Origin of the sequence: Parafilimonas sp. (assembly GCF_051953455.1) — a bacterium.
Classification (GTDB): domain Bacteria; phylum Bacteroidota; class Bacteroidia; order Chitinophagales; family Chitinophagaceae; genus Parafilimonas.
Map to the genome: position 1 here is coordinate 27,646 of NZ_JBQCIT010000006.1, position 25,923 is coordinate 53,568.

A 25,923-nucleotide genomic window follows, 5' to 3' on the forward strand; every position below is an offset into this window, starting at 1 on the left:
TACTGATTTATCAGTATCATAACGTTTATATCAATTCTAACTTTGAAGCCAGCGCAACGGCCTCCATAGAATTATTTACACTTAATTTGGCTAACACTTTTTGCCTGTGCGTATTTACCGTGTGTAGACTAATAGCCAATTTGTCGGAAATCTCTTTACTTAAAAAGCCGTCTTTTACCAGTTTCAAAACTTCAATCTCTCTTTTGGAAAGTGTACTGGATATTTCTTCTTCCGGATTAGTAAAAGGAATAATCTTTCCCGTGCTGAAATTCAATAGTTCACTTTTCAAACCTTCATTCATATTTTTCTGATTAGGAGAAATATCTAAAATACTTAGTGCCAGCCAAACGTTTCCGTTATTAGCTAATTCCAAAACCTGGTGTTGTTCAATTACCCTGACATAATTATTAGCTGCATTTAAAATGCGGTATTCAGTTACGAATTTATGGTTCAGTTTTTCTTCTGTTGAAAACCTGGAAAATAATTTAAGAATCGATATTGCGTTTTGCATTATCATCGCAAAATCGTCGGGATGAACTTTAGTATCTAAAAAAAAGTCTCCGCCTTCTTCTATATGCTGCTGGGTATAGCCCAGCACAGCACTCAAATTAGATGAGTAAAAAGCATGTTCTTTTTTGTATGTATCAAAAACGCTTATTACAGAATTACTAATGCCGGCTAATATCTTCAGGTTGAATTTGTGTTGTTCTAAAACAGAATAATCCAATTCATCCGCTGTGAAGCTTTGCTGGTCAAGCAACATGTGATATGTTTCGTTGATATTTTTGATGTTTTTCTTTGTCATATTTATACATGTTATCCTCCGGAATTTCTATTGCATCTCTCCCTTCATGTATGAAAATATACTTATCATGCAAATTTAAAATTAATTGATGTTTCTCATAAGGAAAGACAAGTCCTTTATGGCTCTTTCACTGCCATATTTGTCCATTTCACTGACTATCCGTTTGCAGCTTTGATGTTATAACATTGCTGTTTTTAAAATTGACGTATTGCTGAATACATTATTGCCCGTAATGAATAAATGAGAGTATGAATTGTAAAAATTTAAATTATCGCAATAGTCATATTCTCTCCGGGTTTTAGCATTACAATACCAGGTTGCTTTATACTATCAACAATGGCTACAATTTTTCTCATTTATAGGCCTTTCAATTTAAAATAGTTCATACGTTTTAGCCATCAATTATTTCGTTCAAGCCGTTAATTCTATCGCTTCGCTGTTCTTTTAAAAAATGTTCATTATTCTATGATTTTCTTTGCAGGATTAATAAAGTATGTGCAACTATTTAAATAGTTAGCGAAAAAGGTAGCCTTTAAAGTGAATAAATAATAGTATGAAAATGAGTATCAGTTTAATCAGCACAATCATTTCCTTGTTATGCATTTCATGTGCAAAAGATAACTTACGCCCGGAGGCTGTTCAATACCGTTATATTGAAGAAGTGGTGATAGATGGTATCCGCAGGACTTATGGCATAAAGTTGCCCAAGAATTATTATTACAACGATAGCGCCCGTGCACTTATAATATGAGGTTAGCAGTTGGAGTGATCGTAGCGGTAAGGTATTGGTTCAACTTTACCTTACAAAAGACGGAGGACATGCCAGGCGTTCATCTACAGTACAGGGAAGAAAGGTCGATACACCTTCAAACACAATCAATGCAACAAATATGAATTGGGATTTTTGTAATCAATTTACACTACCTTAGAAAGAATTTCAGAATTACTTAGAATATCTGTGGAATTTTTAATATGCCGACAATTCTCCAGGAAAAAAGCGGTCAATGGTATAAAACGATCCTTGATACAAGAATTATACTGTAATTTTTAATCTATATATGAAACAATTAATAGTAATTGCTGGTTTGATATTTTTCGCGAATGCAATTCATGGACAGGATAAAAATATTGGTCAGTTTGCAATCTGGAAACCTAAAGAAGCCATGCTTCAAAATTTTGAAAATGGATACAAACAACATTTGAATTGGCATAAAGCCAATGGCGACAAATGGGACTGGTATGGATGGTTTATTATTTCAGGTGCACGATATGGCCAGTTTGTTGATGCAACCTTTGATCATAATTGGGCTGATTTTGATAAGGCTGTTAAGCCGGCAGATGATATGGCAGATAACAGGCTTCATGTATTTCCTTTTGCTGATGTACAAACTGTTTTCAAGGTGGCTTATTATGCAAAAGCAAGCACAAACGACACTTTTATGCTTAAAGCAAGTTTGCTGAAATTAGTAACACTTTCAGTTGATGATATTGATCAATCCTTAAAAGTATGCGAAATGCTAAAGGACCATTATGCATCAGATCAAATCAAATATTTTAAAGTGTATAAAATGATTGATGGCGGTGATATCAACCAGATAATAATACTAATGGGTTTTGAAAATTGGAAGGATTACGCCATTAGTGAAAATCTAAATGATAAAATTTCAGCAATACAAGAAATTATGAAGGTTAATGCAATCAACTCCATTTCATCTGAGACACTGGTATACAGGAAAGACATGAGCTTATTTCCAGGATAAAAGAAAATACATAGCATGCCCTTCAATAATTGGTTATTACCTCACTTTGCTGCATCATGTGTTCAATCTTGATTCTGCATATTGCAGGAATCATAAAATTTACTCATGGAAAATAAATAAACTTTTTGACGCCTCAATTATAGGCTTCCTTGAAGAATGGCACTTCCTCCCTGCGAATCAAGAGATGCAAAAAGGCCACTTCTTAGTTTGTATTTAAGTTTAGATCATGTGATTGCAGTAAATTTTATATTGTATCCATTTTTGTTTTAAGTATTTTATTAATAAGTAAGATATTTAAGATCCAACATTATCTCAATAACAAACAAACCAGCAAAGTTTGCAAGCAGAACCCAGGTATCCTGAAACCAGATACCGGATAATAATTCAAATAAGTATTTGGTCTTTGGTAGGTATCATTACCATATAACTCCGCAATGTTGCAGTTTAAATTTCTTGGCTATCAGTATAGCCAACGGGCCGCCACCACTTATATCTATAATTCCAAAATCATATTTCTTCAAGACAGTCCTGGCAGCCAGTTCAAAACAATCTTCCATCTGTCTGAACACGACCAGTCAGAAGAATTCTCCCGGCATTTTATTTTAAACATAAATAAGTTTTTACTGATTTAGGAATTCCCAATGGTTTATCTATCCAATTATTTTTTCAAATTAGCCATATAGATAATAATTTCAACTCCGTAGCACATTAGTTGTAAATAGGCTGCTTCAGGCGGTAGTATAGCCGCTTCGCTGTTTTATTAAAAAAGTTTATTTTCTACTTGTTTTCTTTGTCGCTTAATTAACAGGGAAATTGATTTCGGTCACCTTATCATTAATAGCCGGTGTTATAGATTGTTATTGAAAAAGTACTCCGGGTATTATTTAATTCAATAAAACGTGTAGTAAAATGTTCAAATATCAATTAAGCGTATTGTCAATATTATTAATTGCAATTAGTAATACGGCTAATGCCCAGGTATACAGAGAATCTTTTGAAATACGCTGCGCAACAAAAATTGAAACAACAAGAATTGAAGATTTAGTAACGGCTCATTATGAAATATTTCTTACTAATTTTTCTACTGATACTTTAGTGGTTAATGGGTTAAATATTTTGAATAAAAGCAATAGCCTTGTTTATACTGTTTCAGATGTAAGCGACATAAACGCAATTACAGCCAAGATCGGAAACCCGAATGATAAAGAGCCCGCAAAGTTATACCCGGGACAGTCCAGCGTTCTCTATCTTGATTATAATTTGGCAGGAATTCTTCCTGAAGACAGCATGTATCATCAACTGAAAATCGAGAACCTGTCCAATTCGCAGGAATACTTTGAAAAAACAAAGCTTATACCGGTTAGCCCTCAGGACAATTTGGTTATGGGTAATCCCCTCGATAGCGGCCCCTGGGCTGCAGTTTATCATCCTGCCTGGAAAAGAGGGCACCGAAGAGTTTACTACACTATAAATGGCAAAGCAAGTATTCCGGGAAGGTTTGCCGTAGATTTTATAAAACTTGACAATAACGGGAAATTCGCTCATGGAAACGAAGACAGCATTAATAACTGGTTTGGTTATGGCGCCAATGTGCTTGCGGTTGCCGACGGAGAAATTGTAAAAGTTTTAAATGACTTCCCGGAAAGTAAACTAATATCTCAGCAACCAAAAACACCTGCTGAAAAAGAAGCGGGAAATTTTGTTGTTATAAAACTAAAAGATGACCGGTTCGTATTCTACGAACACCTGAAACCAGGAAGTATCTGTGTCAGTACCGGGCAGCAGGTTAAGCAGGGCGATGTGATAGGCAAAATTGGGTTTACCGGCCATACAGTTGGGCCGCACCTGCATTTTCATGTTGCAGATTCAGACTCGCCCTTAGGTTCAGAGGGCGTTCCTTTTGAATTTATGCAGTTTGAATTAATCGGCACATATACTGATTTCTCGAAATTTGGAAAAGAAGTTTGGGTTGAAGACAAAAAGATATTGAAAAAAAACGGGCCTTCATCTAACAGTGTGATAGTATTCAATGCAAAGAATACTATCACCAATTGAATTCTTTTAAAGGAGAAGGCTGACATTACGTATAAAATACAGATCAAAAAATATCCACATTAAGTCAGGAAAATTTCAGGTATCAATGTGTCAGAATTCTGTTAAAACACTATTCATAAAATCTTTAGTGAAGTTGGTAAAACATAAAAATACTTCCTGGCAGATACCATTCGGGATAACCCCAATACTGCAGTTCAAACTTGCCGCGATCAGTGAAGCCAATGGGTTACCGCCAGTTTATTTCAAACATAAATAAGTTTTTGCTGATTTAGGAATTGCCGATGGTTTATCTATGCAAACTCGTTTAGTTTTATGTACCGGCATCATACTTAAAGTAATATATCTTCTGAATTTAGTTGACTGGTTGCATTGATTTGCATTCCTATATATTGCTTATAACAAGTATAGCTGAATTGCCGGATAATATGCTATTGCTAAATAACTTTAAACGCATATTTACGTATCACAGGTTTTAATGTCTCTTTCATTTGCATGGATATTAAACGATACTTTTGAAGCAGCTACACATTCAATATGCACAGTCAGCTACGCAAACAAATTACTAAAATGGCGCTTATTACAACGCCTGTAATTGCATTGCTGGTGGCCGTGCCCTTATATACAGTCAGGAGGGAAAATCATTTTAATTTTTTTGTTATATGGATGGTGTATGTAGTACTTACCATAATATCCTGGTACCTGAATATTGCTTTGTTGAGCCGCATAAAAAAACGGTGGATTAATACCTGGATACGTGCTGTAATCAGCTCTGTGATCATGATAGCTTTCGGAACATTGTTATTACAATTCTCCCCATTCCGCAATAACCTGGGCTATCTTTCCAAAACACAGTTGGCGCTTGTGCGTTCTGCTTATATTTTCTCCATCAACTTTATTGTTTTTATATTGCTCGACCTCATTTTTTCTAAAGAAAAACAAATTCAGTTGAATAAAGAGAATGCTGAATTAAAATTTGCCAACCTTGATGCAGAATATATGCTGTTGAAAGAACAGGTAAATCCTCATTTTTTGTATAATGCATTAAATGTCTCAAAGTCACTTATAAAAAAACAACCTGCAGAAGCTGAAAAGTATATTATGCAGTTATCGGATTTTTTGCGTTCATCTGTAAACAATCAACAGAAATCTGCTTCAATTGCAAGCGAGCTGGAACTTGCAGATAAGTTTATTGAATTGCAGCAGTTGCGTTTTTATAATTCTATAATGTTTGCAGTTAATATTGACAGTAAAATGATGGATTTGCATATTCCGTTCTTTACAATCGTTTCTTTGCTGGAAAATGCCATCAAGCATAACCGCTTTGATGAAAAGAATCCTTTGTTGATAAATATTTATACTGAAGATGATGTACTAGTGGTTAGAAATAACCTTCAGCCAAAATTTGTTTTGTCTACATCAAGAACAGGTTTGGCAAACATTAATCAACGCAGTATTTTATTATCAGGTAATGGGATTAATATCATTCAGACTGAACAGGAGTTTTTGGTTAAAATAAAGCCGGCAGCATGAACATACTTATAATAGAAGATGAAAAAATTACTGCTGAAAGTTTGTGCGATTATATTAAAGAACTCAAGCCTTCGTATAATATAACCGGGATAAAAAATTCAGTTGAAGATGCTGTTGCTTTTCTTAGTAGCACACCGGCTGTTGATCTTATTTTTTCAGATATACAATTAAGTGATGGCATCAGTTTCAGCATATTTCAGCAAATACAAACAGATGTGCCGGTTATATTTTGCACAGCCTATGATGAATATATGATGGAAGCATTTTCAACGAATGGCATTGCCTATATTTTAAAGCCTTTTGATATAACCTCCGTAAAGGCGGCCATTGAAAAATTTGAACGGCTCACCAATAAAAACAATATTCAGCTTCGGCAATTATTGGAATATATCAATGCTCCAAAAGAAAAAAATGCGTCATCGGGCATATTAGTGCGACAGAAAGATAAGATCATCCCGGTAAACCTTGCAGACATTGCGATTGTTTACCTGGACCATGGCAATGTAAAGCTTTATACTTTTGACAGGCAAACCTGGTTTGCCGAAGAATCGCTTGAAGATTTTGAAAAACTTAACCTGCCGTATTTTTTCCGGGCCAACAGGCAGGTAATTATAAACAGGAAAGCCGTTAAAGAAGCTGCTCACCATTTCAACCGAAAACTGCTGGTGCACACCACTATTCCTTTCGAAGAACAAATATTAATAAGTAAAGAAAAATCACCGCTCTTTTTAAACTGGCTGGCGACAATTTAACCAGTTACTGTCTGTTTCGTTACGCAATTTGCCTGCCTCACAGTAATTACACTTACATGCCTGCTTTTATATAGTTTGTTTTGTAACAGTAATACAACAGATGAAGATAACGGGCATGATACTTTTGTTAGCGTTTATTGGTTTTAATGCGGTAGCGCAGGATGTACGGCTGGCCAGCGTTGAATACGCCGCTTATTCTGCAACTAAAGTTGAAAACAACAGTAAAAATGAAGTTTCAGCCAGCGAGTTTGGAGCGTTCCTGAATATTCCCGTTATTTTAAAAGATAAACGTACACTGTTTTTTACCAGTCTGCGGTATGCATCTGTTACACCTGCTATTCATTTTGAAGACTCCGCAAAAACTTCAAAAACACTCCAGAAATTTGCGCTGGGTTTAACAGTCATACATAAATGGAACAATAAGTTCACCATCACGTTGAACCTTACACCTACATTGGCATCAGATTTTGCCGGCAGGCTGAGTGGAGATGATTTTTTAATGCAGGGTTCTGCGCTTTTTTCAGATAAGTTCAGCAATACCATTACCGCAGGTGCAGGCCTGGCATATACGACACAATTTGGTAACCCGAGGCTGTTGCCTGTACTGCAGTTTCAATACAGGCAAAACAGGCAATCGCTTATTGCAGTGCTGCCTTCGTTCATCAACTATTTTTACAGCATTACGCCTAACGATAAGCTTCGCATAGGCGCAAGGTTTGGGCCTAATGGCGGCAATTATAATATAAGCGGCAATGATTTTTCAACACCTGCAGCACTCAGCCAGTTTCAATATACAAGGATCAATATTGGCCCGGTGATCAACTACCAGCTTGCAAAATATATTCAGGCAGAAGCTTTTGGCGGGCTTAGCGCCAGGCGCCGGTACAGGTTTGAAGATGTGTATAAAACCGAATACGATTTCGATGCCCGTTCAGGGCCCTTTTTTAACATAGGTATTGTATTGAATGCGGCGAAAGTGAAGGATGAATAGATTTTAGGTCCACGCTGCTGAACAGCTGACATCAAAAATTAAACAGATTAAAAAATAAAAGATGAAACAATCAATAAAACATGCAGTAATGGCAGCGGGTTTCTTATTTGCCTCACTTATCACTTTCGCACAAAAATCAGCAGATGATTTTTCAGGCACATGGAAAACAAACGAAGGAAAAACAGTGATTATCTCAAAAACTGCAAACGGCTTTATTGGCGAGGCGCAAAAAGGCGATAAAAAGTTCACGGTGCTGGATAATATCAACTTCCATAACAATAAATGGACAGCTGCCATCATACGGCCTAAAGATGGTATGGTGGCAGCTTGTGAACTGCTGCTTAATGACAATAAGCTGAATCTTTCAGTGCATAAAGGGCCTTTTTCTAAAAAAATTATATGGACGAAACAATAAGTTTTTTTTAAGCAGCAACAAAGGGCCTGCATATTGCGGGCCTTTTTTATGCAATGTTTCAATTACAATATGTCCGTCTGGTGTATGGTTTTGCCAGCCTCGTCAGGATTCGCGCTAAACGTGGTATAAACCTGCAATAGGTTTGCATCCGCAATAAAGATTATATGCGTGATAAAGATTAAAAAGAAGGTTACACAAAAGTTTTATTTTTTAATGGCAGCGTGTTTAGCGGTTTTAAATGCAAATGCGCAGCAAAATAGCAGCGTGTATATTAAAAGCCTTGAACAGCTTTGGCAAATAGCTAAAGACAGCAACGCCGTTCAAAGAACAGACGCTTTAAAAAAGCAGCAGGCAGAGGCTGATTATAAAGCTGCCAAAAGCTATCTCTACCCGCAGGCTTCGGCAGGATTTAACGGTACAGATAATTTCAAACTATCAACAACACCTGTGCCCGGCGAATTAATAAATGAACCCGGCAAAACCCTTAACATTCAGTTTGGCAAACAATACACTTACAACGCCAACGTTGTGTTAAGCAAAAGCCTGTTTAACTGGCAGCAACAATACCAGGCTAAAATTGCCAAAGAGCATATTGCTTTCAATAGTTCTGCGCAGCAGGCAGATGAGCAAATACTCAAAACACAACTGGCTCAATATTATTTCTCCTGGCAGGTTGCGTATGCATCTGCAAAGATTTCAGAGAAAGATTTGCAACTGGCCGACAATATTGTAGCGCTTACACAGCAAAAATTTCAGCAGTGCAGCATCAGCGCACTGCCGGTTAATAAATCTGTAATTGATAAGAACAGCGTGTTGCAAAACATCTATCAAAACAAAGAGATGATGCAGCAGGCATTTACGAAGATAAAAATACTGTTGGGTCTGTCACCCGATGCGCTTATCAGCATTCAGCCTGTTGATGATTTTGAAACCCTGTACACACAAGGCTTACAGGGTTTGGGGGATGACAAAACTTTGCTGCAATATGCCAATAACATTAATGTTGCAGCATTACAGCTTAAATCAGCAAAGGCAAATACTTATCCCAAATTATCAGCAGAACAATATTTTGGCTTTCAGCAATTCAGAGACAATTTTGGTATGTCGTTCGGGAATGATGCCTGGAAGAATTACAACTATCTTGGCCTTAGCCTGAGTGTGCCCATTTTCACTGGCTTTGCCATAAAGAATAAAATAAAAAGCGCACGCATACAGCACCAGATTGCCGGGCAGCAATACCAGGCAGCCATCTATGAAAGCAAATTGAATGATGAAGCACTACAAAACAGTTACAGCAATTACCTGGGCATTACAGCATCTGCTAAAAACTCATTTGAATTATATGGTAAAAACCTTCAGTTCACCCAACAACAGTTTAATGAAGGCATTGTAAGTGCCGATAATTACCTGGAGGCATTTGAAAATTATCTCGCTGCCGAAAACATTTATCTCAACAATTTATGCAACCTGCTTTTTGTGCAGGCTGCATTCTCAGCAAGAAATTAAACATGAAAAAGTTAACGTATATAACCGCATTTGCAGCCATCGTTTTTAGTGCTTGTAAAGATATTCCTGAAACCAGGCCACAGCGTAAAAACATTATTGATGCTGTGTTTGCAAGCGGTGTAACCACTACTATCAATGAATACAAAATAACAGCTTTCCAGGACGGCTATTTAAAAAGCTCGCTGGTAACTGAAGGCGATAGTGTAAAGGCCGGGCAGTTATTATTTAAGCTGGATGATGCCATTCAACAATCGCAAACAGAAAATGCCCTGGTTAATTACGAATATGCAAAAAATAATGCAAATAGTTATGCGCCGCAGATAGCGCAGTTGCAGGAGCAGATAAACCAGGCTGTTCGGAAAAAGCAAACTGATGTTGCTAACCTTCAGCGGTACGAAAACCTTATTAAAACCAATGCTGTTTCCAAAGCAGATTACGATAATATAAAGCTTATTTATGATAATGATGTATCGGCCATTGCACAATTGCAAAAACAACTTGCCAATCTTAAGCAAAGCCTTGAGCAGGGTGTCGTCATATCAAAAATTGCTTATAAAGTCCAGCAGCAAAACAATCATTATTATAATCTTTCCAGTGCAGGCAGCGGTATTGTTTTAAATATTTATAAGCACAATGGAGACCTTATAAAAAAAGGTGAAACAGTTGCCAGTATTGGTTCCGGAGCCCAAATTGCTAAACTATATATTGATGAAGACGATATTCGCAAAGTTCAGCTTAACCAGCAGGTAATGATTGCTTTGAACACAGATAAAAACACCTTATACCCCGCAGTCATCACCAAAATATATCCTTCATTCAATGAGGGTTCTCAATCATTTATAGCAGAAGCTTCTTTTATTAAAATACCTGCAGGGTTAAAAGACAGTACACAACTGCAGGCCAATATCATTATCAGCGAAAAGAAAAATGCACTCGTTATACCGGGCGTTTATATTTGGGATAGTGACAGTGTGCAGGTGAAAGGCGAAAAAGGCTTACGGGTTGTTAAAACAGGCATAACAACAATGGAATGGACAGAGATAACAGGCGGCCTTAGTGAAAATGATATTCTTCAACTTCCTAAAAAGCAATAACATGGCCAGTGCAGTTAATAACCGTATTTCATACATACACCTTACATCAAGCATCAGGCAAACAATTGTTGCTATGCTGGGCGTTGTTTTTGGCATAAGCATGTATGTGTTTATGACGGGCTTCATGACCGGCGTAAATGATGTGCAAACCGAACTGGCATTTACCTCAATGGCGCATATCAGGATTTATAACGACAGGCCTGCAGACAACACGAATTTGTTAAAACATACCTATCCCAACGATGTAATACATATCAGCCATCCTAAAGTGATAAAATATACAGATGGTATTAAGAATTCGCAGGAAATTATGGACCTGCTGCAGCACCAGCCCGAAATAACCAGTTATACTACGCAGGTAAACATTAATGTTTTTTTTAAAAATGCAGGCAATAAAGTAAACGGTAATATTTCCGGTGTGGATGTATTGAATGAAGACAAGGTTTTTAATATCAGCAAATATGTAGTACAGGGCAACTGGTATAATTTGAAACAAACAAACAACGGCATTATTGTTGGCAGCCAGCTGGCAAAAACCTTAAGCCTGACTATTGGTGATAATGTTAATATACTTACATCAGACGGCGTTAATAAAAACTATAAGGTGATAGCTATTTTTACCACTAACATATCAGGTGTGGATAAATCTAAGGCGTACATTAATATTAATGTTGCCAGGCAGTTGCTGGCCGTTAATGCAGGCTATGTTACCGATGTACAGGTGAATGTAAACGATTATAATAAAACAGAGCCCCTGGCTTCGCGTATTGCGCGGTTTGTACCATACAAAATTGAAACCTGGCAAATGAGCAACCAGCAAATGGAAGCCGGCTCGAGCCTTCGCGACATAATTGCCATAGCAGTATCATTAACCATTTTAATGGTGGCAGGTTTTGGTATTTACAATATTATGAATATGACCATTAATCAAAAAATAAGGGAGATTGCCATATTAAAGGCCATGGGGTTTTCCGGAAAAGATATTACGCAGATATTTCTTACCGAAGCCATTATAATAGGTATTATCGGCGGTTTTGCCGGAATGGGTTTGGGTTACCTTATAGCAAAGCTTATCAATCATGTTCCATTCAAAATTGCCGGCCTTGCAACCTTGCCCATGGCTTACGACCTGAAAAATTATATCATGGCATTTTTGTTCGGCCTTATCACCACATTTATTGCCGGTTATTTGCCGGCAAATAAAGCATCTAAAATAGACCCGGTAAATATTATTAGAGGATAAATTATGCAGGAAGAAATTATGCTGAAAGCGGATAATATCATAAAATATTTTTATGAGCCTGATCAATTTAAAGTGCTGAAAGGTGTCAGCTTTGAAGTGAAGAAAGGAGAGCTCCTGGGATTGATTGGCAAATCCGGAAGCGGCAAATCTACACTGCTGTATGTGCTTTCAACCATGGATACGGATTATGAAGGAAAGCTCACCATTAATAATAATTTGATCACCGGCAAAAAGCAAAACCAATTAGCAGCTTTCCGCAATGAACATATTGGCTTTGTATTCCAGTTTCATTATTTATTGCCAGAGTTTACCGTACTGGAGAACATAATGCTGCCTGCTTTAAAACTCAATAAAAGAACAAAGGAAGAAATTGAAGAAAAAGCATACAGAAACCTTGCCCTGCTTGATCTTAAAGGGCATGCATTGAAAAAAGCGAATAAACTTTCTGGCGGCCAGCAACAGCGTGTAGCCATAGCAAGAGCGCTTATTAACGATCCGGCCGTTATTATGGGTGATGAACCCACCGGTAACCTTGACAGTAAGAATACACAGGTGGTTTTTGACATATTCAGGCAACTGGCAAAGGAGCAGCATCAAACCATCATTACCGTTACCCACGATGATGATTTTGCCAAAAACTGCGACAGGATTGTTGAAATGAAAGATGGGCTGGTAATAGAATAAAAAAATACATAATGCCGCTGTTGGCTTGAACAAAACAAATAACAGATTTAATATATGCGCCTTAAGCCAATAGTTATACTGAGACAGATGGATTGAGTAATGGCTGGTTAAGCTGCCAATTTAACTGCTTCACTGCTTTATAAGAAAATTGATTTCTTTTCATGTCTTTCTTTGCGCTGTGTAAAAAGTATAGAAATCGTTAATAAAAAATAGCGAAAGGAAAGCACCAACTTAATTCCAAATTTCTGTCAGAATATAAGGAGGCAAGGCAATATCAGGTCAATATTTTCCGGATTATATGAAGAATAGCTGGTTGTATAAAGAATAGCTAATGAATTTGGTAGTTGGAAAATTAATTCAAAGAAAAATGGCATCTATGCAAAGACAATGGTTTTTATTGAGCTGCGGGAAGGAAGGTAATTGAAATGTGATGAACATGGAAATAAAATCTACATCAACGAAAAGTATTCATTTAGTGCAAAGGATATACCAGGAAGCCAGGGCCTACCAATATAAGAAAACAGGTTATGGATGGCCTTTCTTCTCAAATCAGATCATTGAAAATGAAATAAGGGAGAAACAGCATTTCACAATACTATACAACAATAAGATTATTGCAGGTGTTTTCACCATCTTAAATATTGAACCGGCAATATGGGAAGATATGAATGGATATGAAGCCATTTATCTGCGGCGGTTGGCAATCAGGGATCAATACAGGGGAAAAAAATTAAGTGCTGCTGTGGTTGAGTGGGCAATAATTGAGGCGAAAAAGCTCAATAAAAAATATATCCGGATAGATTTGGAATCAGGTAATAAAAAATTAATAACCCACTTTCAAACCCTCGGTTTCAAATCAGCCGGAACTAAAGATTTGATACCGGGGAAAGATTTGCCAACGGACTATAATATTATTGAAGTTAATTTACTTGAAATGAAACTGTGAATTAAATTACGCCTGAGCTATGTATGGTATAACATGTTGCTTTCGCAGTAAATTTGCGCAGATCAAAAATACACTCACTGCTGTTCGGTATGAAATTCATCAAGATGACAGGATAAGAAACGCAGCAGTTTAAATGCCGGAAACCAAATAAAATTTACAATGTAATAATTTTGATGTGTTAATGAAGAAATGATAAACCTGAAGAAAAATGCCGGGCAAAAAGAAGAGACAGCAAAGGTGCTTTTGTTATCTGCACTTGCTATAGCATTATTTCTTGCTTTGCCACGACTTGCGATCATCATTTTTCTAAGGTCTCAATCGCATCCTGCTGCAGAAGGGTCAACCTGGTTTGTGTTTTTTTTGAAAACCCTCTACAGTTTTATTATTGCTTTAATACTGCTGTGGGTAAATATCAGCCGGCTGAATATGCGTACGCGTTTGGGCAGTATTAAGATGTCAAAATTTTCATACCGGTTATCTGTTAATATATTTCTGTTCTTTATTATAAGGTTTATAAGTCTTCACCTGGACCTTCATGCTCCACGCCTTGCTGCATCGGAGAAGTTCTACAACTTTGTTTATAACATAAGCCTGGCATTGGAGTTCAGCCTTTGCATACTGCTTTCGGAAATTTATATGCTTGTTGTAAAAAACCAGGATATAAGGCTAAAAAATGAAAAGCTATTAAAGGCTAATGCTGAAACACATTTTGAAGTATTAAAAAACCAGGTGAACCCGCACTTCCTGTTCAATTCGCTGAACACCATTCATGCAATGATCGGCTCAGACAATGAAGCAGCAAAAGTATTTGTGCACGACATGTCGCAGGTATATCGTTATGTATTAAACAGCGCCGGTATGCCACTTATAACACTTACCGAAGAATTAGGATTTGCCAATGCTTATATGAATATGCTGTTAAAGCGTCATTCGGGAAATATACAGGTAGTCATGTCAATTCAGGATGATCTTTTAAGTTACCTGCTGCCGCCCATGTCAGTCCAAACATTGTTTGAAAATGCAGTAAAGCACAATGTGGTGTCCACCAGGTACCCATTGCAAGTAGAGGTAAAAACCAGTGGCAGGCATTTATTTGTAAGTAACACACTACAACCTAAAAAAACAAAAGCCACATCTACAAATATGGGTTTACATAACCTTAATGAAAGGTACAGTTTCATTTGTTCTGAACGGATAGAGATAAACAGGGACAACAACAGGTTTACAGTTTCTCTGCCGCTTATAGGGCCTGCAAAGGATGGGCCTGGTATGAAAAATCAAATCAATATTTAATAAAAACAATTATCATGGATATACTTATAATAGAAGATGAACCAAATGCCTCCAGGCAGCTAAAAGAGATGATACTTTTGCACAGGCCTGAAATTAATATTGTGGCGGAGATAGATAATGTAGATGACAGTATTGCTTATTTTTCTGCAGGCAAAACTGCTGACCTGATGTTTGTTGATATTCATCTTTCAGATGGCCAGGCTTTTGAAATATTTGAATCTGTCAAAATTTTCATACCGGTAATTTTTACAACGGCATACGACAAATATGCCATTAAAGCTTTTGAAGTAAACAGCGTTGATTATTTATTAAAACCGCTGAGCAGTGAAATGGTTGAAAAGGCTATAAACAAGTTTGAAAAACAATCATCCCATAAGAATGAAGCGCTAAGCCGTCAACAAATTCAGAACTTGCAGCAACTACTTTCGGCGAACAATATTTATAAAGAAAATTTCCTGATTCCCTTTAAAGATAAATTGCTGCCTGTGGCCGTGAAAGAATTTGCCTGGTTTGAAATAAAAAACGGTATTGTAGCAGGTAAAACATTCAGCAACGAAACTATATTGCTTGAAGAAAGGTCGCTTGATGAGCTTGCTGAAGTTATTAATCCGGCGGACTTTTACAGGGCAAACCGTCAATACCTCATCCACAAAAAAGCCATTAAAGAAATAAGTCATCATTTCAACAGAAAATTGATTGTGACCATTACGCCCGGTCCGGCTTTGCCCGTGATAATAAGCAGGGAAAGGGTATCGCATTTTAAAGAGTGGATGAGTCGCTAAGCGCTACGGCTCACAACTTCAGGATGTATGGCTTTGCGCAGTGACACGAACACCACAGTATTTATATAAATGAACCCTTATCCCCGACCTGACTTTAAAGTAAGATAAAAGATATTTTTTTATCTTAAGATTCAGAAACGGAAAAGCAAATTTATTATGGAAAAAGCATTGGCTTCAATCAGTATAATTGCAGGACTGATATTTTTATTTGCTGGTTCTCTTAAACTTTTCATTGCAAAGAATAAACTAAAAATATGGGGTGTGAAGGGCCTGGAATTTGTGCCTTCCCTGTTTATCAAACTGTTGGGGTTAGCAGAGATTACAGGGGCTGCAATTACGATATTATCTTTATTTATAACGCTTCCAAATGTAATACTTAAAATATGTTTGGTTGGTTTAGCGCTGCTAATGGTATCGGCAACAATATTTCACATCATGCGAAAAGAGTTTCAAAACGCAAGTATGACATCCATTTTAGTTGTTGCCATTATATGCTTGTTGGTTTTTAAGTAATGATGATTTTTAAATTACATGCCGCAAAAAAAGAAAACCATATAATACATCTATGAACCCCATATTGTACTTTAATTTATTCATTTCCATTGAGGAAATAAGAATATTCAAAATGTTTTCGCTATGCAGATAGTAACTACCACATTAAACGATATTGATTCAGTGAAAGAAATTTATAGTGCGGCAAGACATTACCAACTTCAGCAAACCGGCTATGGATGGCCGGTATTCGCCGATGATTTTATTGAACAAGAAATAAAGGAAAAAAGGCATTTTAAAGTGTTGGATGACGCTGGTGAAATAGCAGGCATTTTCTCAGTGGTGAATGAAGAACCGGTTATATGGGATGACACGGATGGCAAAGAGGCCATTTATTTGCACCGCATGGCCGTGAGCAGCAGGCACAGGGGAAAGCAGATAGCTGCAGAAATGGTTAATTGGGCTAAGAAAAGAGCAATAGAGCAAAATAAGAAATTTGTTCGCATAGATACGTGGTCAGATAATGAAGCTTTAAAATCGTATTACAGGCATCTTGGTTTTGCATTGGTTGGAAAAAAATCCATTTCCTCCGATACAGGATTGCCGGAACACTACGATAACATTGAAGTTAACCTGTTCGAAATAGAATTGAAAGTTCTATGAGCTTAGCAATATTTCACAGGTCTAACAAGAGTTTATGACCGCCTGAATCCTTAATCAGGCTACTTTACTGTTTTTTGTCAAAGGTTTTACCTGCGCTGTTATTTTCTTTGTGTTGTTATGGTATGTTTTGCTAAGTATAGTATGAAAAATATGAGCTCAGCAGTTGGAATAATAGCAACTGTAAAGAGCTGGTTTAACTTTACCTGACAAAAAATGGAGGGCGTGCCTGGCATTCATCTGAAGTACAGGGAAAAAGGGACAATTATCCTCCTTATTAAAAAACCAGACTATTTAAGGCTGCTGAAAATATATAAAGCATTTCCGTATCCAAAAGTGCTATATAAGAGTTAAGATATGAATTTTGAATTAACGATATATGCATGTGTTATCGCTGGTATCACAGGTTACGTTTTGCCAGGCAAATTCAATTTAAAATCGAGTTTTCTTTTTGATATAACGCTATCCCTTTCCGTTATTGTTTCATGCATACGGATAGCAAAAATAATTTTCATTCCACCTTCACAGGATGTTGTGTATAAGTTTATTTCCAATGCGATAATGTATAGCAGTGCAGCATGGTTTTTTCTTTCTGTTTTAAATATTCTTATGTTTAAAAGACAAAGCAGGAGTTTCTGTATGCCAGCGTCTAAAATTTTCCAGTCTTATCTAAAAATGGTTAGTTCCGGTTATCAAAGTGCTTCAATATTCAATTGCGCGCTGTTCATTTTTTATACTATTGGCAAAGCAAAACATTGGCAAGAAATGGAAATGTTTTTTACAAGTTCAGGCCTACCTGTTTTCTTTACCTTTTTTACAGTGGTTCTTGAATGTACAATGGCTTTTATCCTGTTACTGCCATTAAACGCAATTATTCACATATATTCTGCTTTGATTTTACTTTTTGAAATGCTCGGGGCAATTACAGTGCATTTATTTAACAGGGATCCTATTGTTGCTTCTTTCGATGCCCTAAATCAAATAGTGCTAATCGGCATATTACTTTTTTGGAATCTTCAAAAGATACATTTTTCTAAAAAAGAATAGAGTCTAATTAAATCAATTACAGGATCATTTTGCTCTTAAAACCGTAGCTGATTCAACTATGAAAATTGAAATTAAAAAGAAAACTGATTTTAAAAGTGAATATAAAATAACAAGAAAAGATAAATCAACAGAAGTCATTAATCTTGAAATAAAGCCTTATCTTATTAATCATATTTGTCATTTTGCTGTAGAGAAAAATCTCAAGTATTCCAATGGTTTTTGGGGCATGTTATCACATGGATATTGCTTTAAGGAGTTTTTTCGGAAAAACAATCCTTTGGCAAAAGAACTTAGGTTCATTGAGCAAATAGTAGAGCCTGTTCAAAATATATTTTTGGGGTATATTCCAAAGGAGAAGTTCATGTTATTCGTTAATCACCTTGACTACGAGATCAGCGAAAGCTTTTTGGGTAGTTGCGTCTCCGATGTTAAAGATATAGTAGAGAAATGGGAATTATTGTCAGCAGGGGAATGTTTGATGCTTGAATGGGAATTATAAATGAACAAACGCACAGAACATTCGAAAAATATTAGCATGATCATTTTCATTAAATAACTTTCCCCATAATAGCAAGGAAATCCGGCCTCATTGTTTTATCAACCAGAACAAATCTTTAATTGAAAATAGTGGCATAACTAAGCTATAAGAAACTATATTTTAGTTTATAGTTTTCCTCTCCCATCAAAGAAAAAATATTCAATACGCATGGTTTTATAGAACTGCACCTTCGTTATTGCGTAAACTATACAATAGAATCATTGGGTAAACGCAAGCATTAACATTTTCTTTTTAAAAAAAGTGGTTTTAGGTCTTGACTCTCCCCTTAGGTCATACCCTAATTTTGTTAAAGGTATAAATCCAAACGATGAACAACTATTCTGTAAAAAAGCTTTCAAAACTGGCAGGTGTAAGTGTGCGCACCTTACACCTTTATGACAAAATGGGGCTCCTTAAACCATCCGTTCGTACCGAGGCCAGGTACAGGTTGTATGGTGAAAAGGAGTTGTTGCGGTTGCAGCAGATCCTCTTTTACAGGGAGCTTGATTTTCCGCTGAAAGACATCTGTTCCATTCTTGATAATCCTGCATTCGATATCGTGCAGGCACTGGAAGGGCACAAGAAAGCGCTGTTAGGGAAAATTGAGCGCATCAACACATTGGTTGGCACCTTAGACAAAACATTATTAACATTAAAAGACAAAACTATGTTACAGATCGAAGAGTTATACGAAGGTATTCCACAAGACAAAGCGGAAGCCTGGAGAGCGGAGGCTATGACCAGATGGGGCAGGGAAACTATTCTTGAAGCGGAAGAAAACATGCGCAACCTCAAAAGAGAGGAAATGAATTCACTGAAAACCGAGCTGAATGATATTTCGGAAAAACTGACCGCGTTAATGCATGGAGAGCCGGGTAGCTCCGAAGTACAGCAACTGATCGCCCGCCGCTACCAGATCATACTACGCTTTACAGGTGGGCAGATCAAACAGAGTAAACTTGAGTATTTAAGAGGACTGGGAGATCTGTATGTGGCAGATAACCGGTATACGCCGGTGAATGGCATGCCCAGTATGGAACTGGCTCTTTTCCTGAAGGCCGCCACTGAGATTTATGTAAGATCACAGCAATAGTAGTTAGAGGCTGTCAGAATTAAATTGATCAACACAGAAATCGTGCAAACGAAAATGATCCCATCTATCGTTCTATCATAAAAAATGGGCAAATTTAATTTTGAAGCAGCCTCTTTCTTATAAATCACACATCAATCCCTTACACCAGATTATAGTTAAATGCTACCAGTGAATCTTTTTCTGGCAGTTATAAATAAGGGAAGTATTATCCTCAAAAATGAGTTGTTCTTACACTTGCCATTTCAATATTTTCATCTCAACCCCTGATTTTTCCGCTTCCCTGTGTTTGCATTTCCACATTTAATCCTCCATAATTTTCTTTGTGTTGTTTTTCCGGCCGGTATTTGAAAATAAAAAATTTCGTAACCAAATAGTTACACTTATATTTGTAACCGTTTGGTTACATAAATTTATAAAATGAGACGAGACGTTTTCCAGGCTATTTCCGATCCGACAAGAAGAAAAATTATTAACCTGCTTGCAAAGAAAAGCATGAACCTGAATGCTGTTGCAGATAAATTCACAATAAGCAGGCCTGCCATTTCAAAGCACATCAAAATACTTACTGAATGTGGGCTTGTACAAATAAGAGTGGAAGGACGAGAACGCTATTGCGAGGCAAAATTGAAAAAATTAAAACAAGTTTCCGACTGGTCTGATAAGTTTAAAAATTTCTGGGAAGAGAAATTGGATGCACTCGAAAAACATTTGAGTAATACAAATAAAAATTATGAAAAATGAACAATAAAGACTTGGTAGTAGAAAGGCTTCTTCATGCTACAATTGACAGGGTATGGAAAGCAATATCGAAACCGGAAGAACTAAGGCACTGGTTTTTTAACCTTAAGGAATTTAAACCGGAAGTAGGATTTCAATTTAGTTTTACAGCTGGCCATAAGGAACAGGTACAGTATACGCATATAACAGAAGTAATTCCTCTGAAGAGGTTGAGTTACAGTTGGCGGTACGAAGGGTACCCGGGAATTTCAACTGTAATAATTGAATTGCTGGAAAGGAATGAAAGACTTTACTGCGGTTAACCCACAAAGGGATATCGTCCTTCCCGAAAGACAACCCTAATTTCCTGTTCAGCAATTTTGAGGAAGGCTGGGCACAGCTTATTGACAAATCATTAAACAAATATCTAAACATGGAACATTACACAAAAAAATTACAGGTATCGGTTGCTGATGAAAAACTTTTTAAGAGCATTTTAAATATCCCGCTTTGGTGGTCGGAAATGTTTGAAGGTGCTGCAAATCAGCCGGGAGATAGGTTTACGGTTCGTTTTGGTGCTTCGGTTCACAAAACAAGTATTGTTGAAGAAATAATACCCAATCGAAAAATAGCATGGAATGTGGTGGATTCATTTGTTGATATACCTGAACTAAACGACAAGACTGAATGGACAGGTACTAAGATTATATGGGAAGTATTACCTAAAGAAACGGGCTGTGAACTGAAATTTTCACATATAGGCTTAACCCCTGAAGTGGAATGTTATACTATTTGCGAAAACGGATGGAATAATTTTTTACAGAGCTTAATTGCTTACACCACCACAGGCACAGGTATGCCGTATAAAGAATTTGAACAATAATATTCTTTTCAAGCACAGTATCTGATTTTAGCATCCAATCAAAACACATTTTTCATGATATTAATAACCCAGTTGATCTACATTGTAGAAGGAAAAGAAAAAATATTCGACGAGTTTGAAGACATTGCCATTCCTGCAATTCTAAAATATAATGGAAAACTTTTATTGAGAATAAGACCTGCGGCAGATAATTTTATAGAAGCACATATTGAAAAGCCTTATGAAATCCATCTAGTGGAATTCAGAGAGCAACAGGATTTTGAAAATTTCATGAACGACGAAGAACGAAAAAAATACCTGCACTTAAAAGAGCAATCCATAAAAGCATCCGTTTTAATAAAAGGAACGCAACTATGATAAATTATTTAATTATTCCAGGACTTGGAAATTCAGGTCCGGAGCATTGGCAAACATGCTTTGAACAGTTGGGCAGTAATTTTTTAAGAGTGGAACAGCGGGATTGGGAATCACCGGATTGCAACGAATGGATACAAAGTATAGATAGAGGCGTTTCAGGTTTCGACCCGTCAACAGTTGTGGTTGTAGGGCATAGCTTAGGGTGTGCAGCTATTGTTCATTGGGCATACAGGTACAAAAGAAAAATTAAAGGAGCGTTGCTTGTTGCGCCAAGCGATACGGAGGCGCCAAAATATAATTTTCCTGCGACAGGTTTCACTCCTATTCCACTTGATAAAATTGACTTCAAAACAATAGTTGTAGCAAGCGCGAATGATGTTTGGGTTTCGATAGACCGTGCTAAATTATTTGCTGAAAAATGGGGAAGCGAATTTATAAATCTCGGCAAAGCGGGACACATCAATGTAGCGTCAGGCCATACAAACTGGGATGAGGGAATCAAAATATTAAGAACGATTTAATGCGATACCAGCAACTGATAATACAGGCATACAAAAATTTCAACAATAGAAATATTGATGCAGTTTTCGAGAGTATGAAGCCGGATGTAAGCTGGCCCAACGGTTGGGAGGGCGGTCACATTAAAGGCTTTAGCGCAATTCGTGATTATTGGACAAGACAATGGATGGAGCTTGACCCTATAGTTATACCTGTTGCTTTCAGAAATATCGGAAAAAATAAAATAGAAGTTGAGGTTCAGCAAGTCGTTAAAGATAAGACTGGCAAATTATTGTTTGAGGGATTGGTAAAACATACTTATACATTTGAAGGCGGCTTGATCAAAAGCATGAAAATAAAGCAGTCTGAAAATTAAATGCTGTCACACTCAAAGAGGAAGGAGCTAATCAACAACTGGAATTTCAAAAAACCAATTTATATGACTTTTAAAATAATTTTCTTTTCGTTGCTTTTCGCTTCCATAGGGTTGCATAGTTGTAAACCCAGTCAGCAGGCGCACTCATTTATCCCCGAATCCGGTATGTTTAAAGTTGCAATATTCTATCCGAATGGAGAAGGCAAAACCTTTAACATGGACTATTATAAGAACCGGCACATGCCCATGGTTGCTGGTTTTTTAGGTAAGAATCTTAAATTCTATGAAATAGATATGGGTATATCAGGCAGAACGACAAATGACAAAGTACCTTTTATTGCAATCGGCTATTTTTATATAAGTGATGTTTCTGAGTATAATAATGCAATAGCACAAAACAGGGATTCCATTGTAAGCGATTTTAAGAATTACACAAACATTCAACCTGTTATACAAATAAGTGAAATTAAATACTTAGGGCATAATAAAATAAAATAGAAAGTGCTTATTGGCTTATTGCCAGACGATGCAATTACACTTAGGTGGCTGCCAAAAAATAAAATTATCACACAACAAGGCGAAACACAAAATTATCTTTCATACTGCAACAGGCATCATTCGATTTTGCATTTCTGATGATTAAACGGGGTTTTCACATCATGAATGTATTAACTTGACAAATCCTTAAACTTCGGCCAAAAAATTGTCCGCCTCACTGAATAAGTTATTGCCTTATTCCAAGAGTTACAGAAGCTTTGTATCCTTATTCAGATAAAAACTCAATAATGACAAGTATGACATGCTAAACTACTGTGTTATAGATGTATTAGAAGCTTGGAAGTTTTATGCAACCGGCGGTTCAAACTTAAAGGATGACGTTTCACCCTCGTATATGTCAGGTTAGTTGTTAAACCAGTAACCTCAGAAATTAAAATATATCAAAATAATATTCATAAACAATTTAAAAAAATTAAAAATGAGCAAATTTATTTTAAGCCTGTTTGCAATTGGTATGTCAATCGGGCTTCATGCCCAAACAAGGGTGTCTATTCATCGTACTGTAGTTGTCCGTCCGAAAGCTGTTATACGTGTTAATCCTGCTTTGACAATCGTTCCGGCAACGACAGTGGTAAAAACAAGACCTGTCGTTGTATTACCTCCGGCAAGAATAATATTACCGGCAAGAACCCGTTCCGTGTATATCGTCCCCACCCCCGCTATAATAAAAACTACCATTATACATTACCCGGGATAACAAATAGTTGTAAACCAATTGATTCGTATATACACAAACAGTACATCAATAATATACGGATATTGATTCAAATTATCTCTTGATTATTAATTAAAATAAAAAAAATGAAAACAACAATTTTCAGCATAGGTTTCATAGCGTTGATGAACATTCTCAGTTTCAATGCCAATGGCCAAACATTTCAAAACAATCGTATTAACAGGAAGGCTAAAAGACAATCTAATGCACAAAACATTGCCAATTCAAATGCTGCCATTCGCACCAACAATATGGCAACCTATAACATGAATAAAAATAACAGACAGGCTGCTTCTGCAGATGGTGTGTTGACAAAAGATGAAGCGAGGTCTACATATCATACCAACGCCCTGAACAGGCGCAATACGGCTAAGGAAAATACTACAGTTATGAATGAAGCCAGGGAAGCAAACTCAATTAACCGCAGGAATACATACCAGGCAAACAAAGCCAACAGGCAAAACAAATAAGTATTAATCAAATTAAAATCATCTTTATGCATTCATTATTAAAGCAATTCAAAAGGGTTAGTTTCGGTAAGGTATTAATTATAGTATCTTTATTGTTATTCGGTACACAATCTTATGCGCAGCAGGATACTGCTGCAGCGCGAAAACTCACTGACAGGATGCAAACAGAGCTTTCCCTTACAGGCGATCAGTACACACAGGTTTATTCGCTCAATCAAACTTTTATAGGGCAGATGAAAGCTCTCCAATCTTCAGGAGGTGGCCGTTTTTCAAAACTTAAAAAAATGAAATCGCTGGGCGATGAAAGAGACAGCCAGATGAAGAAAATACTTTCTGATGAACAATATCAGAAGTATCTTAAAAACAAGGCCTCAAACAGGGAAAAGATGAAAGAAGCATTGAAAGACAGGAAACAAAACGGCAGGTAAAAATCTGAATTCGGCCTGCTACATAGAACGCAGCATGTTGGTTGAATGCCTGCATCTGCGTTTCTCTTTGTTCTGGTATTATTGATAAGTTGTAAGCTCTGGAAAACAAAGGTTATCACGGTAAGATAATAGCAGTTATTCCTCTTCACAATATTGAAACAATGCTTAATCCAATGACCGGTAGAACAATACAACTTTATTATTATTGTTTTGAGTTTAAAAAAAATGAAATATCAACAGTTGCCAAACCAATACCTTACAGATGGTGAAATTACCAGGTGATAAACAAAAATTGTTAGATAAGATCTTGAATGAGATTAAACTCATCGATGGTGTTGAGGCTGTTGTGCTTGGCGGCTCATATGCTTTAAATATGGCCGATGATGAATCTGACCTTGATATTGGCATTTACTATTCAGAAAACTCCCCTTTTGATATTGGCAAAATAAAACGCATGGCTGAAAAATATGCTCAAAATGAAAAACCAACTGTTACTGGGTTTTATGAATGGGGACCCTGGGTGAATGGTGGCGCGTGGATAAATACAGCAAATGGGAAAGTGGATCTTTTGTATAAAAACATTGATCAGGTTAGAACAACAATAGGCAATGCACACAAAGGCATCTGGGAGAATCATTTTGAACAGCAGCCGCCTTACGGATTTTCTTCTGTTATTTTCCTTGCAGAGACACATTACTGCATTCCTCTCTATGATCCAAATAGTGACATCGAAAAACTAAAGGAGAGCGTTAAAAAGTATCCGCTGAAGTTAAAGCAAACCGTACTCAATGATTCACTATGGTCTGCCGAGTTTACAATTTGGCAAGCGGAAAAATTTGCAGTGAAAAGTGATGTATATAATACCATCGGTTGTATAGTACGTGCTGTAAAGAATATTGTAACTGCCCTTTTTTCTATAAATGAAATTTACCCAATGGGCGATAAGAGAGCAATAGACATTCTGGAACGGGCAACAATTAAGCCTGATAATCTGAATCATAAAATCAATGCCATTTTATGTTGTGAGCAGGACAACATGATTCATAATGTATTGTTGCTAAAAACAATTTTTAATGAGATAGTTGCAGTTACAAAAGGAGCATACAACCCCTTTTATAAACTTTGATTCATGGTGCAATATGGCAGAGCAACGAAAAACACATCAGCACCAGGTTGTCTTACGGACTTATTGCCGGGTCGGACAATCAATTCACACAATTACAACTAACATTCAT

31 protein-coding genes are annotated in these 25,923 nt (G+C 36.8%); 30 read left to right on the forward strand and 1 reads right to left on the reverse strand.

Features of this window, described 5'->3' with window-relative positions; genetic code table 11:
- Positions 1 to 25: 25 nt before the first annotated feature.
- Positions 26 to 805: a LuxR C-terminal-related transcriptional regulator gene (locus ACTHN6_RS01125; RefSeq protein ID WP_440433864.1), complete on the reverse strand. Its 780-nt coding sequence runs from the start codon at positions 803 to 805 to the stop codon at positions 26 to 28.
- Between the two features lie 559 nt (positions 806 to 1,364).
- On the opposite strand from ACTHN6_RS01125, the gene ACTHN6_RS01130 reads away from it, so the two are divergent.
- From ACTHN6_RS01130 to ACTHN6_RS01275, 30 genes are all read left to right on the forward strand, one after another.
- Positions 1,365 to 1,556, forward strand: coding sequence for a hypothetical protein (locus ACTHN6_RS01130; protein ID WP_440433865.1), 192 nt, complete (start codon positions 1,365 to 1,367; stop codon positions 1,554 to 1,556).
- 307 nt (positions 1,557 to 1,863) lie between these two features.
- Positions 1,864 to 2,565 (forward strand): hypothetical protein, encoded by a 702-nt coding sequence (locus ACTHN6_RS01135; protein WP_440433866.1) that lies wholly within the window; start codon positions 1,864 to 1,866, stop codon positions 2,563 to 2,565.
- 909 nt (positions 2,566 to 3,474) lie between these two features.
- Positions 3,475 to 4,620 carry a M23 family metallopeptidase gene (locus tag ACTHN6_RS01140; RefSeq protein ID WP_440433867.1) on the forward strand — a complete coding sequence of 382 codons (1,146 nt, stop codon included), beginning with the start codon at positions 3,475 to 3,477 and terminating at the stop codon, positions 4,618 to 4,620.
- Between the two features lie 567 nt (positions 4,621 to 5,187).
- Positions 5,188 to 6,150, forward strand: coding sequence for a sensor histidine kinase (locus tag ACTHN6_RS01145; protein ID WP_440433868.1), 963 nt, complete (start codon positions 5,188 to 5,190; stop codon positions 6,148 to 6,150).
- Positions 6,147 to 6,902 carry a LytR/AlgR family response regulator transcription factor gene (locus ACTHN6_RS01150; RefSeq protein WP_440433869.1) on the forward strand — a complete coding sequence of 252 codons (756 nt, stop codon included), beginning with the start codon at positions 6,147 to 6,149 and terminating at the stop codon, positions 6,900 to 6,902. The genes ACTHN6_RS01145 and ACTHN6_RS01150 overlap by 4 nt, the downstream gene beginning before the upstream one ends.
- A 115-nt stretch (positions 6,903 to 7,017) precedes the next feature.
- Positions 7,018 to 7,893: a DUF6268 family outer membrane beta-barrel protein gene (locus tag ACTHN6_RS01155; RefSeq protein ID WP_440433870.1), complete on the forward strand. Its 876-nt coding sequence runs from the start codon at positions 7,018 to 7,020 to the stop codon at positions 7,891 to 7,893.
- Between the two features lie 61 nt (positions 7,894 to 7,954).
- Positions 7,955 to 8,308: a hypothetical protein gene (locus ACTHN6_RS01160; protein WP_440433871.1), complete on the forward strand. Its 354-nt coding sequence runs from the start codon at positions 7,955 to 7,957 to the stop codon at positions 8,306 to 8,308.
- 168 nt (positions 8,309 to 8,476) lie between these two features.
- Positions 8,477 to 9,814, forward strand: coding sequence for a TolC family protein (locus ACTHN6_RS01165; protein ID WP_440433872.1), 1,338 nt, complete (start codon positions 8,477 to 8,479; stop codon positions 9,812 to 9,814).
- A gap of 2 nt (positions 9,815 to 9,816) precedes the next feature.
- On the forward strand, positions 9,817 to 10,908 hold the full coding sequence (locus ACTHN6_RS01170; RefSeq protein WP_440433873.1) for an efflux RND transporter periplasmic adaptor subunit: 1,092 nt from the start codon (positions 9,817 to 9,819) through the stop codon (positions 10,906 to 10,908).
- A gap of 1 nt (position 10,909) precedes the next feature.
- Positions 10,910 to 12,151: an ABC transporter permease gene (locus ACTHN6_RS01175; protein ID WP_440433874.1), complete on the forward strand. Its 1,242-nt coding sequence runs from the start codon at positions 10,910 to 10,912 to the stop codon at positions 12,149 to 12,151.
- Positions 12,152 to 12,154: 3 nt separating this feature from the next.
- Entirely contained in the window at positions 12,155 to 12,835 is a 681-nt protein-coding gene (locus ACTHN6_RS01180; protein ID WP_440433875.1) for an ABC transporter ATP-binding protein, read from the forward strand.
- A gap of 436 nt (positions 12,836 to 13,271) precedes the next feature.
- Positions 13,272 to 13,781 (forward strand): GNAT family N-acetyltransferase, encoded by a 510-nt coding sequence (locus tag ACTHN6_RS01185; protein ID WP_440433876.1) that lies wholly within the window; start codon positions 13,272 to 13,274, stop codon positions 13,779 to 13,781.
- A 189-nt stretch (positions 13,782 to 13,970) separates the two neighbouring features.
- Complete coding sequence (locus ACTHN6_RS01190; protein ID WP_440433877.1) at positions 13,971 to 15,074, forward strand: sensor histidine kinase; 1,104 nt, start codon at positions 13,971 to 13,973, stop codon at positions 15,072 to 15,074.
- Between the two features lie 14 nt (positions 15,075 to 15,088).
- On the forward strand, positions 15,089 to 15,856 hold the full coding sequence (locus tag ACTHN6_RS01195) for a LytR/AlgR family response regulator transcription factor (RefSeq protein ID WP_440433878.1): 768 nt from the start codon (positions 15,089 to 15,091) through the stop codon (positions 15,854 to 15,856).
- 156 nt (positions 15,857 to 16,012) lie between these two features.
- Positions 16,013 to 16,369, forward strand: a complete 357-nt coding sequence (locus ACTHN6_RS01200) for a DoxX family protein (RefSeq protein ID WP_440433879.1) — start codon at positions 16,013 to 16,015, stop codon at positions 16,367 to 16,369.
- A gap of 123 nt (positions 16,370 to 16,492) precedes the next feature.
- Positions 16,493 to 17,011: a GNAT family N-acetyltransferase gene (locus tag ACTHN6_RS01205; RefSeq protein WP_440433880.1), complete on the forward strand. Its 519-nt coding sequence runs from the start codon at positions 16,493 to 16,495 to the stop codon at positions 17,009 to 17,011.
- Between the two features lie 354 nt (positions 17,012 to 17,365).
- Positions 17,366 to 18,055, forward strand: coding sequence for a DoxX family protein (locus ACTHN6_RS01210; protein ID WP_440433881.1), 690 nt, complete (start codon positions 17,366 to 17,368; stop codon positions 18,053 to 18,055).
- 58 nt (positions 18,056 to 18,113) lie between these two features.
- On the forward strand, positions 18,114 to 18,554 hold the full coding sequence (locus tag ACTHN6_RS01215; RefSeq protein ID WP_440433882.1) for a hypothetical protein: 441 nt from the start codon (positions 18,114 to 18,116) through the stop codon (positions 18,552 to 18,554).
- Positions 18,555 to 18,921: 367 nt separating this feature from the next.
- The gene (locus ACTHN6_RS01220) at positions 18,922 to 19,686 is read left to right on the forward strand and encodes a MerR family transcriptional regulator (RefSeq protein WP_440433883.1); all 765 of its coding nucleotides are present in this window, start codon (positions 18,922 to 18,924) and stop codon (positions 19,684 to 19,686) included.
- 417 nt (positions 19,687 to 20,103) lie between these two features.
- Positions 20,104 to 20,427, forward strand: coding sequence for an ArsR/SmtB family transcription factor (locus tag ACTHN6_RS01225; RefSeq protein ID WP_440433884.1), 324 nt, complete (start codon positions 20,104 to 20,106; stop codon positions 20,425 to 20,427).
- Positions 20,424 to 20,726, forward strand: a complete 303-nt coding sequence (locus tag ACTHN6_RS01230) for an SRPBCC family protein (RefSeq protein WP_440433885.1) — start codon at positions 20,424 to 20,426, stop codon at positions 20,724 to 20,726. Before ACTHN6_RS01225 ends, ACTHN6_RS01230 begins: the two co-directional genes overlap by 4 nt.
- Before the next feature lie 110 nt (positions 20,727 to 20,836).
- Positions 20,837 to 21,286 (forward strand): SRPBCC family protein, encoded by a 450-nt coding sequence (locus tag ACTHN6_RS01235; protein WP_440433886.1) that lies wholly within the window; start codon positions 20,837 to 20,839, stop codon positions 21,284 to 21,286.
- 54 nt (positions 21,287 to 21,340) lie between these two features.
- Complete coding sequence (locus tag ACTHN6_RS01240) at positions 21,341 to 21,643, forward strand: DUF1330 domain-containing protein (protein ID WP_440433887.1); 303 nt, start codon at positions 21,341 to 21,343, stop codon at positions 21,641 to 21,643.
- The gene (locus ACTHN6_RS01245) at positions 21,640 to 22,164 is read left to right on the forward strand and encodes an RBBP9/YdeN family alpha/beta hydrolase (RefSeq protein WP_440433888.1); all 525 of its coding nucleotides are present in this window, start codon (positions 21,640 to 21,642) and stop codon (positions 22,162 to 22,164) included. The genes ACTHN6_RS01240 and ACTHN6_RS01245 overlap by 4 nt, the downstream gene beginning before the upstream one ends.
- Positions 22,164 to 22,517 carry a nuclear transport factor 2 family protein gene (locus tag ACTHN6_RS01250; RefSeq protein WP_440433889.1) on the forward strand — a complete coding sequence of 118 codons (354 nt, stop codon included), beginning with the start codon at positions 22,164 to 22,166 and terminating at the stop codon, positions 22,515 to 22,517. The genes ACTHN6_RS01245 and ACTHN6_RS01250 overlap by 1 nt, the downstream gene beginning before the upstream one ends.
- A 63-nt stretch (positions 22,518 to 22,580) precedes the next feature.
- The gene (locus ACTHN6_RS01255; RefSeq protein ID WP_440433890.1) at positions 22,581 to 23,015 is read left to right on the forward strand and encodes an EthD family reductase; all 435 of its coding nucleotides are present in this window, start codon (positions 22,581 to 22,583) and stop codon (positions 23,013 to 23,015) included.
- A 478-nt stretch (positions 23,016 to 23,493) separates the two neighbouring features.
- A complete protein-coding gene (locus ACTHN6_RS01260) occupies positions 23,494 to 23,772 on the forward strand; it encodes a hypothetical protein (RefSeq protein WP_440433891.1) in 279 nt (92 codons plus the stop codon).
- 104 nt (positions 23,773 to 23,876) lie between these two features.
- On the forward strand, positions 23,877 to 24,260 hold the full coding sequence (locus ACTHN6_RS01265; protein ID WP_440433892.1) for a hypothetical protein: 384 nt from the start codon (positions 23,877 to 23,879) through the stop codon (positions 24,258 to 24,260).
- A 26-nt stretch (positions 24,261 to 24,286) separates the two neighbouring features.
- A complete protein-coding gene (locus ACTHN6_RS01270; RefSeq protein WP_440433893.1) occupies positions 24,287 to 24,688 on the forward strand; it encodes a hypothetical protein in 402 nt (133 codons plus the stop codon).
- Between the two features lie 262 nt (positions 24,689 to 24,950).
- Positions 24,951 to 25,814, forward strand: coding sequence for a nucleotidyltransferase domain-containing protein (locus ACTHN6_RS01275; protein WP_440433894.1), 864 nt, complete (start codon positions 24,951 to 24,953; stop codon positions 25,812 to 25,814).
- Positions 25,815 to 25,923: the final 109 nt, after the last annotated feature.

Excerpts from the sequence above, each read along its gene's own strand:
- ACTHN6_RS01125 (WP_440433864.1), bottom strand. The coding sequence starts at position 805 with ATGACAAAGAAAAACATCAAAAATATCAACGAAACATATCACATGTTG.
- ACTHN6_RS01130 (WP_440433865.1), top strand. The coding sequence starts at position 1,365 with ATGAGTATCAGTTTAATCAGCACAATCATTTCCTTGTTATGCATTTCA.
- ACTHN6_RS01135 (WP_440433866.1), top strand. The coding sequence starts at position 1,864 with ATGAAACAATTAATAGTAATTGCTGGTTTGATATTTTTCGCGAATGCA.
- ACTHN6_RS01140 (WP_440433867.1), top strand. The coding sequence starts at position 3,475 with ATGTTCAAATATCAATTAAGCGTATTGTCAATATTATTAATTGCAATT.
- ACTHN6_RS01145 (WP_440433868.1), top strand. The coding sequence starts at position 5,188 with ATGGCGCTTATTACAACGCCTGTAATTGCATTGCTGGTGGCCGTGCCC.
- ACTHN6_RS01150 (WP_440433869.1), top strand. The coding sequence starts at position 6,147 with ATGAACATACTTATAATAGAAGATGAAAAAATTACTGCTGAAAGTTTG.
- ACTHN6_RS01155 (WP_440433870.1), top strand. The coding sequence starts at position 7,018 with ATGATACTTTTGTTAGCGTTTATTGGTTTTAATGCGGTAGCGCAGGAT.
- ACTHN6_RS01160 (WP_440433871.1), top strand. The coding sequence starts at position 7,955 with ATGAAACAATCAATAAAACATGCAGTAATGGCAGCGGGTTTCTTATTT.
- ACTHN6_RS01170 (WP_440433873.1), top strand. The coding sequence starts at position 9,817 with ATGAAAAAGTTAACGTATATAACCGCATTTGCAGCCATCGTTTTTAGT.
- ACTHN6_RS01175 (WP_440433874.1), top strand. The coding sequence starts at position 10,910 with ATGGCCAGTGCAGTTAATAACCGTATTTCATACATACACCTTACATCA.
- ACTHN6_RS01180 (WP_440433875.1), top strand. The coding sequence starts at position 12,155 with ATGCAGGAAGAAATTATGCTGAAAGCGGATAATATCATAAAATATTTT.
- ACTHN6_RS01185 (WP_440433876.1), top strand. The coding sequence starts at position 13,272 with ATGGAAATAAAATCTACATCAACGAAAAGTATTCATTTAGTGCAAAGG.
- ACTHN6_RS01190 (WP_440433877.1), top strand. The coding sequence starts at position 13,971 with ATGATAAACCTGAAGAAAAATGCCGGGCAAAAAGAAGAGACAGCAAAG.
- ACTHN6_RS01195 (WP_440433878.1), top strand. The coding sequence starts at position 15,089 with ATGGATATACTTATAATAGAAGATGAACCAAATGCCTCCAGGCAGCTA.
- ACTHN6_RS01200 (WP_440433879.1), top strand. The coding sequence starts at position 16,013 with ATGGAAAAAGCATTGGCTTCAATCAGTATAATTGCAGGACTGATATTT.
- ACTHN6_RS01205 (WP_440433880.1), top strand. The coding sequence starts at position 16,493 with ATGCAGATAGTAACTACCACATTAAACGATATTGATTCAGTGAAAGAA.
- ACTHN6_RS01210 (WP_440433881.1), top strand. The coding sequence starts at position 17,366 with ATGAATTTTGAATTAACGATATATGCATGTGTTATCGCTGGTATCACA.
- ACTHN6_RS01215 (WP_440433882.1), top strand. The coding sequence starts at position 18,114 with ATGAAAATTGAAATTAAAAAGAAAACTGATTTTAAAAGTGAATATAAA.
- ACTHN6_RS01220 (WP_440433883.1), top strand. The coding sequence starts at position 18,922 with ATGAACAACTATTCTGTAAAAAAGCTTTCAAAACTGGCAGGTGTAAGT.
- ACTHN6_RS01225 (WP_440433884.1), top strand. The coding sequence starts at position 20,104 with ATGAGACGAGACGTTTTCCAGGCTATTTCCGATCCGACAAGAAGAAAA.
- ACTHN6_RS01230 (WP_440433885.1), top strand. The coding sequence starts at position 20,424 with ATGAACAATAAAGACTTGGTAGTAGAAAGGCTTCTTCATGCTACAATT.
- ACTHN6_RS01235 (WP_440433886.1), top strand. The coding sequence starts at position 20,837 with ATGGAACATTACACAAAAAAATTACAGGTATCGGTTGCTGATGAAAAA.
- ACTHN6_RS01240 (WP_440433887.1), top strand. The coding sequence starts at position 21,341 with ATGATATTAATAACCCAGTTGATCTACATTGTAGAAGGAAAAGAAAAA.
- ACTHN6_RS01245 (WP_440433888.1), top strand. The coding sequence starts at position 21,640 with ATGATAAATTATTTAATTATTCCAGGACTTGGAAATTCAGGTCCGGAG.
- ACTHN6_RS01250 (WP_440433889.1), top strand. The coding sequence starts at position 22,164 with ATGCGATACCAGCAACTGATAATACAGGCATACAAAAATTTCAACAAT.
- ACTHN6_RS01255 (WP_440433890.1), top strand. The coding sequence starts at position 22,581 with ATGACTTTTAAAATAATTTTCTTTTCGTTGCTTTTCGCTTCCATAGGG.
- ACTHN6_RS01260 (WP_440433891.1), top strand. The coding sequence starts at position 23,494 with ATGAGCAAATTTATTTTAAGCCTGTTTGCAATTGGTATGTCAATCGGG.
- ACTHN6_RS01265 (WP_440433892.1), top strand. The coding sequence starts at position 23,877 with ATGAAAACAACAATTTTCAGCATAGGTTTCATAGCGTTGATGAACATT.
- ACTHN6_RS01270 (WP_440433893.1), top strand. The coding sequence starts at position 24,287 with ATGCATTCATTATTAAAGCAATTCAAAAGGGTTAGTTTCGGTAAGGTA.
- ACTHN6_RS01275 (WP_440433894.1), top strand. The coding sequence starts at position 24,951 with ATGGTGAAATTACCAGGTGATAAACAAAAATTGTTAGATAAGATCTTG.